Origin of the sequence: Pseudomonas sp. HD6422 (assembly GCF_025377065.1) — a bacterium.
Lineage (GTDB): Bacteria > Pseudomonadota > Gammaproteobacteria > Pseudomonadales > Pseudomonadaceae > Aquipseudomonas > Aquipseudomonas putida_U.
This window is the reverse complement of sequence record NZ_JAHWIW010000024.1, coordinates 85569-96247: the sequence shown is the minus strand read 5'-3', so window position 1 is coordinate 96247 and position 10679 is coordinate 85569. Positions and strand designations below refer to the sequence as shown.

Annotated in this window: 13 protein-coding genes; 2 read left to right on the top strand and 11 right to left on the bottom strand. The window is 65.4% G+C overall.

What is annotated here, in order from left to right:
- Positions 1-94: 94 nt before the first annotated feature.
- Genes KY379_RS18215 through lexA form a run of 3 tightly spaced genes read right to left on the bottom strand, consistent with a single transcriptional unit; the run spans position 95 to position 2757 of the window.
- A complete protein-coding gene (locus tag KY379_RS18215; protein ID WP_196174310.1) occupies positions 95-1513 on the bottom strand; it encodes a Y-family DNA polymerase in 1419 nt (472 codons plus the stop codon).
- A gap of 6 nt (positions 1514-1519) precedes the next feature.
- Positions 1520-2140 (bottom strand): translesion DNA synthesis-associated protein ImuA, encoded by a 621-nt coding sequence (gene imuA, locus KY379_RS18210; RefSeq protein ID WP_261241048.1) that lies wholly within the window; start codon positions 2138-2140, stop codon positions 1520-1522.
- A complete protein-coding gene (gene lexA / locus KY379_RS18205) occupies positions 2140-2757 on the bottom strand; it encodes a transcriptional repressor LexA (protein WP_196174308.1) in 618 nt (205 codons plus the stop codon). The genes imuA and lexA overlap by 1 nt, the downstream gene beginning before the upstream one ends.
- Before the next feature lie 93 nt (positions 2758-2850).
- Between lexA and KY379_RS18200 the strand changes: the two genes are divergently transcribed.
- A complete protein-coding gene (locus tag KY379_RS18200) occupies positions 2851-3510 on the top strand; it encodes an HAD family hydrolase (protein ID WP_133324169.1) in 660 nt (219 codons plus the stop codon).
- Positions 3511-3570: 60 nt separating this feature from the next.
- Here the strand turns inward: KY379_RS18200 and ureG are convergent, their stop codons facing one another.
- The 8 genes from ureG to KY379_RS18160 are packed head-to-tail and all read right to left on the bottom strand — an operon-like array spanning position 3571 to position 9127.
- Complete coding sequence (gene ureG / locus KY379_RS18195) at positions 3571-4194, bottom strand: urease accessory protein UreG (RefSeq protein ID WP_133324170.1); 624 nt, start codon at positions 4192-4194, stop codon at positions 3571-3573.
- Between the two features lie 11 nt (positions 4195-4205).
- Entirely contained in the window at positions 4206-4880 is a 675-nt protein-coding gene (locus tag KY379_RS18190; protein WP_133324171.1) for an urease accessory protein UreF, read from the bottom strand.
- Positions 4880-5425, bottom strand: coding sequence for a HupE/UreJ family protein (locus KY379_RS18185; RefSeq protein WP_261241051.1), 546 nt, complete (start codon positions 5423-5425; stop codon positions 4880-4882). The genes KY379_RS18190 and KY379_RS18185 overlap by 1 nt, the downstream gene beginning before the upstream one ends.
- A 23-nt stretch (positions 5426-5448) precedes the next feature.
- Complete coding sequence (gene ureE / locus KY379_RS18180; protein ID WP_261241052.1) at positions 5449-5934, bottom strand: urease accessory protein UreE; 486 nt, start codon at positions 5932-5934, stop codon at positions 5449-5451.
- Between the two features lie 10 nt (positions 5935-5944).
- Positions 5945-7648 (bottom strand): urease subunit alpha, encoded by a 1704-nt coding sequence (ureC, locus tag KY379_RS18175; RefSeq protein ID WP_261241053.1) that lies wholly within the window; start codon positions 7646-7648, stop codon positions 5945-5947.
- A complete protein-coding gene (locus tag KY379_RS18170; protein WP_133324175.1) occupies positions 7645-7962 on the bottom strand; it encodes an urease subunit beta in 318 nt (105 codons plus the stop codon). Before KY379_RS18170 ends, ureC begins: the two co-directional genes overlap by 4 nt.
- Before the next feature lie 19 nt (positions 7963-7981).
- Entirely contained in the window at positions 7982-8284 is a 303-nt protein-coding gene (locus KY379_RS18165; RefSeq protein WP_133324176.1) for an urease subunit gamma, read from the bottom strand.
- Between the two features lie 9 nt (positions 8285-8293).
- Positions 8294-9127: an urease accessory protein UreD gene (locus tag KY379_RS18160; protein ID WP_133324177.1), complete on the bottom strand. Its 834-nt coding sequence runs from the start codon at positions 9125-9127 to the stop codon at positions 8294-8296.
- A gap of 424 nt (positions 9128-9551) precedes the next feature.
- Between KY379_RS18160 and KY379_RS18155 the strand changes: the two genes are divergently transcribed.
- Entirely contained in the window at positions 9552-10571 is a 1020-nt protein-coding gene (locus tag KY379_RS18155; protein ID WP_133324178.1) for a branched-chain amino acid aminotransferase, read from the top strand.
- Positions 10572-10679 lie beyond the last annotated feature (108 nt).

Sequence of the window (10679 nt, the reverse complement as noted above, 5' to 3'; positions counted from 1 at the left end):
ACGACCGCGACATTAACGCGGCGAGGAACATTCTCGCGGTCGGGCATGGCCGTCTACCTGTAGGAATTCCCGTCCTTATAGGGCGGGGAGGATGTCAAGCAAACCACCCTTGCAGCCACAACGGCCCCGGCGCCGCGAGGTCCTGATAGGCCCAGCCGCGTAATCCTTCGCGGGTTTCGATGCGGTAGTAATCGCGCCGCACATCGCCACCGTCCCACCAGCCGGACTCGATCCGTTCGGCCTGCCCGAGCAGGCGATGGCCACCCTCGCCCAATGCCAGCGGTGCCGGCAACAACCAGCCAGGTCGGCTGCCCGGCAGCACCGCCAACGCGCCCTGACCGCCCTGCTCCGCCGCCTGCCAGGCACACTCCGGACGATGATCGGCTTCGGCGCGCAGGCCTTTGACGGCGTTATCGCCAAGCCGAGCCCGCAGGCGCTCTCGTAATTGCTCCCAGGGCTGCAACTGCTGGGCACGCGGATCGAACAGCGCCCTGTGCTGCGGCACGAAGGCCGGCAGGTCATCGGCTACCAGGCGCAGATTACGCACCGGCGCCGGAATCTGCAGAGGTTCGAGCCGCCCTCGTGCCAGCTCGAACAACATCGCCGCATCGCGCTCGGCCGCCAGCAACCCGACCTTGAGCAAGGTGTCTGCCCCCTCGGCATGCTCCAGGTGCAGGCAAAATCGCTGCACGCCACAGTCGCGCCCGGCCAGAAAGGCCGCCAGGTCATTGAGCAGACGGCGCAGTGGGAACAACAGCGCCTGATGCGACTCGACGTCGAAATTCAGTTCGAGCCGAGCCTCGAAGCGGTCCGGCGGCTGGTAGAAGTCCAGTCCAAGGCTGCGCAGGCCGAGCAACTGGTCCAGATGTAACTGCACCTTGGCGGCAAAGCGCTTGGCCAGAGCGTCGCGGGGCAAGGCCAGGACTTCACCGAGCCGGCACAACCCCATGCGTGAAAAGGCCTCGGCGGCATCACCTGGCAGCCCGATACGCTCGATGGGCATGCTCGCCAGTGCCTCGCGGGTCTGCTGCGGACAGGTCAGGGCCAGGCCATCGTGACCATTGGCGAGCATACGTGCGGCAACCGGATTGGTGGCCAACACGATGCGCTGGCGCAGTCCCAGCTCGGTCAGTTCCTGACGCAGCCGTGCCTCGAAGGTAGGCCAGGGACCGAACAATTGCAGGCTCGAACCCACCTCGAGCAGTAAGGCACGGGGATAATGCAGGCTGACTTGGGCGCTATATCGGTAGGCCCAGGCCGCCAGCAACTGTTGCAGTTGCTCGATGCGCGCCGGCTCGACCTCTACGCAGGCGAAGCCATCGGCCAGCGCACGGGCTGCGGTAAGTGTCTGCCCCGCACGCAGGCCCAAGGCCCGGGCGGCCGGATTGACTGCCTGCAAGACGCGGCGCTGGGTCGGCCCGTTGACCAGTACCAGCGGACTATCGGGGTCGGGGCGTTCGCGCAGGACCGAGTCGAGCGCCAACTGCGGCAGGAGAATACAGGCCCAGAGCATGCTGCATCATCCCCGCCCTGGGCTGGGGATGGCCCCGGCCGGCGGCAGGCCGCCCCTGCACTTGAGCACTCGCCATTGCGCCGGACGGGCGTCGATGGCAACGCGTAATGCAGCCGGCGACGGATTGTGCGCAGCCTGTTGCGAACGACAGGCGAAAGCCAGGGCCTGGCCGGTTTCGGCCGCCACCTGCAGGCGTCGCAACGCGCGGTCGTCGGCACGCTCCGGCCAGCACAGCACCGCAGCGCAACTACCCGAGCGCAGGCACTGTTCGGCAGCCCACAAGGCATCGGCCTGCTGGGCGTCCACCTGCACCAGCCAGCGCAGGTCCACCCCCGCGGCCTGCCAGGCCGGCGCGTAGGGCACGAAAGGAGGCGCCACCAGCACCACCCGGCCACCCTCGGCGCTGAGCCGTGCCAACGAGGGCCAGAGCAGGTGCAGCTCACCGCAACCGGGGCTGGCCAGGAGCAGTTCGGTCAGCGCAGCAGCGGGCCAGCCGCCATCGGGCAAGCGCTCGTCGAGCGCGGCGTGCCCGGTAGGCTGCAGTCCCTGGGGCCGGGCCTGGGCTTGCCGACCACGCCATACCTGGCGCTGGTCGAGCAGCCGGTCCAGGTCGACGACCGCGCCCATCAGTCACGCCTCAACAGGCCACAGAAGACGCCTTCGATGCAGAAGTCGCGTTCTGGACCGACGTCGATCGGGGCATAGGCCGGGTTGCGCGGCAATAACCGATAACCGCCAGGTTGGCGCTGCAAGCGCTTGATGGTGACCTCGCCATCCAGGCGGGCAACCACGATCTGGCCGTCACCCGCATCGGCTTGCTGAAGAATGCCCACCAGATCGCCGTCGTAGATGCCGTCATCGATCATCGAGTCGCCGCGCACCTTGAGCAGGTAGTCGGGGGTACGCCGGAACAGGCTGGGATCGAGCAACAGTTGCTCGTGGATACCCAGGTCGGGACCGATCGGCGCACCGGCGGCGACTTGCCCCAGCACCGGGATTTCGAGGATTTCCGGACGGCGCAATGGCTCGGCCAGGCGGATACCGCGCGCCTGGTTGGGGGTGACGTCTATATAACCGGCCTGGCACAGCGCCGTAATGTGCTTGCGTGCCACGCTGCGCGAGGCGAAACCGAAGCGCGTGGCGATGTCGGCCAGGCTTGGCGGCTGGCCATGGTCGGCGATGCGTTCGCGAATGAAGCCGAGGATTGCCCGGCGTTTTGGGGTCAGTGTGTCCATGGAGTACATTTGTACTCTTTTCGGAACACACTGAACAGCCCCCTTCATCGGCTGCTTTGGTTATCATCCCAGGGTGTTGTGTTTTTCTTGCCTGGATGCCTGATGCTGACCGCCCTGCTGTTCGACCTCGATGGAACCCTGACCGATACCGATACCCTGCACCTGCAGGCCTTCCGCCAGTTGCTGCATGACTATGACGGCCGTGAGCTGACCCAGGCGCAGTTCGATGCACAGGTCAGCGGTCGGGCCAACGGCGCCTTGTTCGCCGAGTTGTTTCCCGCCGCCAGCGCCGCCGAATGCGCGGCCCTGGCCGCGCGCAAGGAGGCCTTGTTCCGCGAACTGGCGCCGGTGCTGGCTCCGATGCCGGGACTGCTGCGCTTGCTGGCCTATGCCGAGGCTCAGGCGATGGGCATGTGCGTGGTGACCAATGCGCCGCGCCTGAATGCCGAGCACATGCTCGCAGCCATGGGCCTGGGCGCGCAGTTCGAGCACGTGCTGGTGGCCGAAGAGCTGGCCCGGCCCAAGCCCGACCCCCTGCCGTACCTGACCGGCTTGCAGCGCCTGGGCGCCAGGCCCGAACAGGCCCTGGCCTTCGAGGATTCGCTGCCAGGAGTGCGTGCGGCCAGTGCGGCAGGGATCTTCACCGTGGGGCTGGCCACCACCCAGACCGAAGAACGGCTTTTGGCAGCGGGAGCTGGGCTGGTGATCGACGATTTTGAAGACCCGCGGTTGTGGGCGTTGATGGGTGATAGGCGGGGGTGAGGGCACGCTTCGCGAAGCGTGCGCTCGATGTGTGCGGCACTACCCCTCCCAAGCGAACACTCACCCCCTGACGCCAAGCATGCCGCGCTCGACGATGAAGTCGATGACCGCCTGCAGTCCCTCGCCCTTCTTCAGGTTACTGAAGGTCCACGGGCGCTGCGGGCGCATGCGCTGGGTGTCACGCTCCATCACCTCCAGGGAAGCCCCGACATAGGGCGCCAGGTCGGTCTTGTTGATCACCAGGAAATCGGACTTGGTGATGCCCGGGCCGCCCTTACGCGGGATCTTCTCGCCTTCGGCGACGTCGATCACGTAGATGGTCAGATCAGCCAGTTCCGGGCTGAAGGTGGCACTCAGGTTGTCGCCGCCGCTTTCCACGAAGATGACTTCCAGATTGCCGAATTTGCGTGCCAGCCCCTCTACTGCGGCCAGATTCATCGAAGCGTCTTCGCGAATGGCGGTGTGCGGGCAGCCGCCGGTCTCGACACCGACGATGCGCTCAGGCTCCAGGGCGCCGGCCTCGGTGAGGATACGTTGGTCTTCCTTGGTGTAGATATCGTTGGTGACCACGGCAATCTGGTAGTGATCGCGCATGGCCTTGCACAGGGCTTCGAGCAGCGCGGTCTTGCCGGAACCGACCGGGCCGCCGACACCGACGCGCAGGGGTTGCTGATAACTTTGCATGAAGGCAGTCCTCAAGAACGGAATAGACGGGTGTATTGGGTTTCGTGTCGTGACGAAGCGATGGCAAGCAACGGCAAGCCTCCACCGAGCTGATCGTCGGCCAGGGCCAGGGCCTGATCGAGCAGGTCGGACAGTTCCGTGCCCAAGTCACGTAACAGGGTCTGCGCCGCCTGCTGGCCGAATGGCACCAGCTTGACGCCAGCCATCACTGCACCTTCCAGCCAGGCGAATGCGTGGCCCAGGGCGAGCTGTCGCAGTGGAATCGACCAATGGGCGCCGAGCCAGGCCATACCGCCGAGCTGGGTCAGCTCCAGACTGGCGCGCCAGGCCGGCTCCTGGCCCAGTTGCCAGCCATCGATCATCCGCGCCAAGGCCGCGCCGCGCTGCTGCTCTTCAAGACGCAGTTCGGCGGTCTCGCGGTTGGCCAGCAGGAATCGGCTCCAGCGAGCGAATGCCTCGGCATCATTGGCCTGGCAGGCCCGGTACAGGCGCGCCAACACCGGCCAGTCGAGGTAGACCAGGGTGTCGTGCATCTGCTCGCGCTGCCAGGCGGCGAAAGCGCCGGTGTCACTCACCCAGCCCGCCTCCACCGCCCATTCCAGGCCTTGCGAATAGGTGAAGCCGCCGACCGGCAGGCCGGGGCTGGCCAACTGCAGCAAGCGCAGCAGTGCCAGGTCGCTGTTCATCAACCGGCCAGCACGACGGCGGCACCGGCCAGCAGGCCGCCACCGAAGGCCTTCTGCAGACCGCTATGGCGGCGCAGCAGGCAACCGACGGCAAAGGCAGCCAAGAGCAACAGGCCGCTGACAGTGACGAAGCCGGCACTGAACTGCCAGAACGCGCTTGGCGTCGCTTCCACACCGTGGGCCCAGCCATGGAACAGGGCGAACACCGGCATGGCCAGCGCCAGCAGCAATTGGCGGCTGGGCAGCAGGACGGCGGCGGCAGCGACCAGCACCGACACGGCGATCATGCTCTCCATACCCAGCACATCACCGAACAGGTGCCCACATACGGCGCCGGCGAACATCGCGGCCAAGGTCGCCAGTGGCAGGACCAGGTTACGCCGGGTCAGCGCGGCCAGCACGCCGGTACCCAACAGCATGAGCAGGTGATCGAGGCCGGTCAGCGGATGCAGCAGGCCATCGTGCAGCGGATTGGCATCGTGGCCGGGATGGGCAAAGGCCGGCAGCGCGACCATCAGCAGGACAAGGGCGAACGTCTTCTTCATCATAAGCTCCATTAACAGCAGGATCAGGTGTGGGATGGCAGGCGCACGAACGGGTGGTCGTGGCTATGGCTGTGGCTATGCGGTGCACTTTGGTAGGCCCCGGCTTCAGGCTCGAAAGGCGCCTGCTCGGCCTCTACGGTCAGGCCCAGGCCGCGCAGCATGTCATCGAGCACATAGTCATGCTGGTAGCGCAGCAGGCCCGGCTCGATCTGCAACGGCACGTGGCGGTTACCCAGGTGGTAGGCAGCACGGGCCAGCAGGTGCGGGTCATCGCAGCGCACCGTGGATACCGCCTCGCGCGCGGCCAGCACGCGCACGACCTGGCCGCCCTCGGCATCGGCGAGCAGCTCGCCGCCACGCAGCAAGTGCCCGCGTTCGAGCATCAGGCCCGCATCGCGGCCATCGTCCAGGGTCACGCGCAAGCGACTCTTGATGCGGCTGTCGACATCCAGGGTGACAGTGCCATCGACGCGGTCGGCGCGCTCGATTCGGCGAGTCAGAACGATCATCTTCACTCCTTCAGAACAGGAAATAACGCTGGGCCAGCGGCAGCTCGCTGGCCGGTTCGCAGACCAGCAGTTCGCCATCGGCGCGCACCTGGTAGGTCTGCGAATCGACTTCGATCACCGGCTGCAGGGTGTTGAGCAGCATGTCGGCCTTGCGCACCTGGCGGCAGCCGTGAGCCACGCCGATCAGGCTGCGCAGCCCGAGTTCCTCGGCCAGGCCACGGTCCATGGCCGCCTGAGGCAGGAACGTCATGCGCGTGGCATGGCGAGCGGCCCCCAGGGCGCCGAACATCGGCCGGTAATGCACCGGCTGCGGGGTCGGGATCGAGCCATTGATGTCGCCCATGGGCGCGGTAGCGATCATCCCACCCTTGATCACCAGGGCTGGCTTGACCGCAAAGAACGCCGGTGCCCACAGCACCAGATCGGCCAGCTTGCCCACCTCAACCGAGCCGACTTCATGGGCGATGCCGTGGGTCAGCGCAGGGTTGATGGTGTACTTGGCGATGTAGCGCTTGACCCGGAAGTTGTCGCTGTATGCGCCGTCTGGTGCCAGCGGGCCACGGCGCAGCTTCATCTGGTGGGCCACCTGCCAGGTCCGCAGCACCACTTCGCCGACCCGCCCCATGGCCTGGGAGTCGGACGAGGTCATGGCGAAAGCGCCCATGTCGTGAAGGATGTCCTCGGCGGCGATGGTTTCGCGACGGATGCGCGACTCGGCGAAGGCCACGTCTTCGGCGATGCTTGGGTCCAGGTGGTGGCAGACCATGAGCATGTCCAGGTGCTCGTCGACGGTGTTGACCGTATAGGGCAGGGTCGGGTTGGTCGACGACGGCAGTACGTTGGCCTGTCCAGCCGCGCGAATGATGTCCGGGGCATGGCCGCCACCGGCGCCCTCGGTATGGAAGGTATGAATGGTACGATCGCCGATGGCCGCCAGGGTGTCCTCGATGCAACCGGACTCATTGAGGGTATCGGTGTGGATCGCCACCTGGATATCCATTTCCTCGGCCACACCCAGGCAACAGTCGATGGCTGCCGGGGTCGAGCCCCAGTCCTCATGCAGCTTCAGACCGACCGCGCCAGCGACGATCTGTTCGCGCAGAGCCTCCGGACGCGAAGCATTGCCCTTGCCCAGCAAACCGATGTTGATCGGCAAGGTATCGGCAGCCTGGAGCATGCGCGCCAGATACCAGGGGCCCGGTGTGCAGGTAGTGGCGTTGGTGCCGGTGGCCGGCCCGGTGCCGCCGCCGATGAAGGTGGTGACGCCACTGGTCAGCGCCTCCTCGACCTGCTGTGGGCAGATGAAGTGGATGTGCGAATCGATACCGCCAGCGGTGACGATCTTGCCTTCGGCCGCGATCACCTCGGTCCCCGGCCCTACCGGCACGGTCACGCCCGGCTGCACGTCGGGGTTGCCGGCCTTGCCAATCGCGGCAATGCGCCCATGCTTGACGCCGATGTCGGCCTTGACGATGCCCCAGTGATCGATGATCAAGGCATTGGTCAAGACCAGGTCCATGGCTTCGGCTGCGAGCATCTGGCCCTGGCCCATGCCATCACGAATGACCTTGCCACCCCCGAACTTGACCTCTTCGCCATAGATCGTGAAATCCTTCTCGACCTCCACCCACAGCGCAGTGTCGGCCAGGCGCACGCGGTCGCCGACGGTGGGGCCGAACATGTCGGCATAGGCCCGGCGGGAAATACGGCTCATGCCCTGCCCTCCAGCGCGCCCATCACCTTGCCCTGGAAGCCGTGGACCTCGCGCTTGCCGGCGTACGCCACCAACTGCACGGTACGCGACTGGCCCGGCTCGAAACGCACGGCGGTGCCGGCTGGAATATCCAGACGAAAGCCGCGGGTCGGCTGGCGCTCGAACACCAGCGCGTCGTTGACCTCATAGAAGTGGTAGTGCGAACCGACCTGCACCGGCCGGTCGCCATGATTGGCGACGCTGACGCTGACTGTTTCGCGACCGACATTGAGTTCGATGTCGCCGTCGGCGACCTGGATTTCTCCTGGAATCATGCTGGGCTCCTGGGCCGGTTCAAACGATGGGGTCATGCACGGTCACAAGCTTCGTGCCGTCGGGGAACGTGGCTTCGACCTGCACGTCATGGAGCATCTCGGCGACGCCCTCCATCACCTGCTCGCGGCCAAGCACTTCACGGCCCAAGCTCATCAGCTCGGCCACCGTGCGGCCATCACGGGCGCCTTCGAGCACCGCCGCGCTGATCAGCGCCACCGCTTCCGGATAGTTGAGCCTAAGGCCGCGGGCCAGGCGCCGTTCTGCCAGCAGTGCGGCAGTGAACAGCAGCAGTTTGTCTTTCTCTCTAGGGGTCAGCTCCATGGCGCTCTCTCAAGTGGCCCAGATGCGCGGCGGGCACGCGGGCAGGCCGAGGACGGCCGGGCGCAATACGTGCCAGAGGCGCTGCAGGGTGTGTTGCAGGTTTTGGTTGTCGTGGTCGAGCAGGCGGATCACCAGCAGCGAGCCGAGCAATGTCGCGCCGGCGGGGTTATCCAGTCGGTCGAGCAGCGCACGCACCTGTTCGAGCACGGCCTGGTCCGCAGGCGCTGCGCAAAAGGTGGCGAGCAGCGGATGCCCGGCGAGCTTGTCGAGCCGCCCACCCTCGATACGCAGCCGCTCATGCAGGCCGGGGCCATCAGGCAGATCGATCTGCAGTCGGCTGTCGAGCGCACCCAGGTCGAAACGCTCGTTCATCACCGGTCGCCCCAGGCACAGGGTCTCCCAGGCCAGCAGTCGGGCGCCGGGCGCAAGGCTGAAACGGCTGTCGAGGCTGGCACGGGCGCCATTGAAGAAGATGCTGTCCTGCGGCAACCACTCCAGCGTGCTGCCGGCCTGCAGGTGAAAATGCTGCGCCAGCCGTGCGGTGGGGCCGATGCTGCGGTAGAACTTGCTGGCACCGGGCATGGTCAGCAGCGCATGGCTGCCGGGTTCGAGGTGGATATCCAGCTCGAGCCGGTCACCGGCGACGATGCCACCTGGCGGGTGCAGGACGTACACGTGGCACGGTGCACCTTCGGGGTAGAAAGGCCGTTGCACCAAAAGAGGTCCAAAATGACGGCGCGCACCAAGACGAGTCACGCCATCGCGTTCGACGAAGCGCAACTGCAAGTACGCGCTCCAGCCTGCCGCCTGTTCCGGTTGTTCGATCTGTTCCGCCTGCGACATCCCGCGGCCCCTGATAATCCGTGGCCTGATGGCCGTTTAGAGGGCCAGCCGCGAGGCATCCCCTGGATGCGGCGGGCTGACCACTCGATCAAATTCGCTGGCTGGATATAGCAGGTTGCGGGCCAACTCTGCAGGTGAAGGAAGATGAAACATCTGCGGCGAGGGCTCTGGCATGGGGCATGAGCACCTGCAACGCCCTTTGGAGGGGCGCAGCCAGGCCCTGTTTCGGTGCCGAGAGGCTCAGGTGAAGGGCGCGAGCATGAAGGGTTCGCTGCGATCGAACTCCCCACCCTTGGAGACCTTCTCGATCATGGACAATTCGTGACTGACCGTTCCCGATCCGCGATGGATGTATTATCGTGGCGAGGTGCGCATATAACAGCCGCCCGAGCGATCGGGCATCTGCAAGACAATCGAGGGTGTCATGAGTAACGAGAGCATTAACTGGGACAAGCTGGGTTTCGACTACATCAAGACCGACAAGCGCTACCTGTCCGTATGGCGCAATGGTGAGTGGGACAACGGCACCCTGACCGAAGACAACGTGCTGCACATCAGTGAAGGCTCCACTGCCCTGCACTATGGCCAGCAATGCTTCGAGGGCCTCAAGGCCTACCGTTGCAAGGACGGCTCGATCAACCTGTTCCGCCCTGACCAGAACGCCGCCCGCATGCAGCGCAGCTGTGCCCGCCTGCTGATGCCGCAGGTGCCGACCGATGTGTTCATCGAGGCCTGCAAGCAAGTGGTCAAGGCCAACGAGAAGTTCGTCCCGCCCCACGGCAAAGGCGCCCTCTACCTGCGTCCCTTCGTGATCGGCACCGGTGACAACATCGGCGTGCGCACCGCTCCGGAGTTCATCTTCTCGGTCTTCGCCATCCCGGTTGGCTCGTACTTCAAGGGCGGCATGAAGCCGCACAACTTCCAGATCTCCAGCTTCGACCGTGCCGCCCCTCAAGGCACCGGTGCAGCCAAGGTCGGTGGCAACTACGCGGCGAGCCTGCAGCCAGGCGCCGAGGCCAAGAAGGCCAATTTCGCCGACGCTATCTACCTGGACCCGCTGACCCATACCAAGATCGAGGAAGTCGGCTCGGCCAACTTCTTCGGCATCACCGCCAACAACGAGTTCGTCACCCCCAAGTCGGCCTCGGTATTGCCAGGCATCACTCGCCTGTCGCTGATGGAACTGGCGCAATCGCGCCTGGGCCTGACCGTGATCGAAGGCGATGTCGAAATCAACAAGCTCGACCGCTTCATCGAAGCAGGCGCTTGCGGCACCGCTGCGGTGATCACCCCGATCGGTGGCATCGAGTACAACGGCAAGCTGCACGTGTTCCACGACCTGGAAAAGGTCGGCCCGGTTACCCAAAAGCTCTATAACGAGCTGACCGGCATTCAGAGCGGTGACGTCGAAGCGCCAGCAGGCTGGATCGTCAAGGTCGCCTGAGGCTTAGCGCCACGCGCAGAGACGGGGCATGCCAGGCAATGGCATGCCCCGTTCTGTTTTTGCGCGACCGGTAGATGAATTTTTCTTAAATCGCCGCTTGTCTATTCT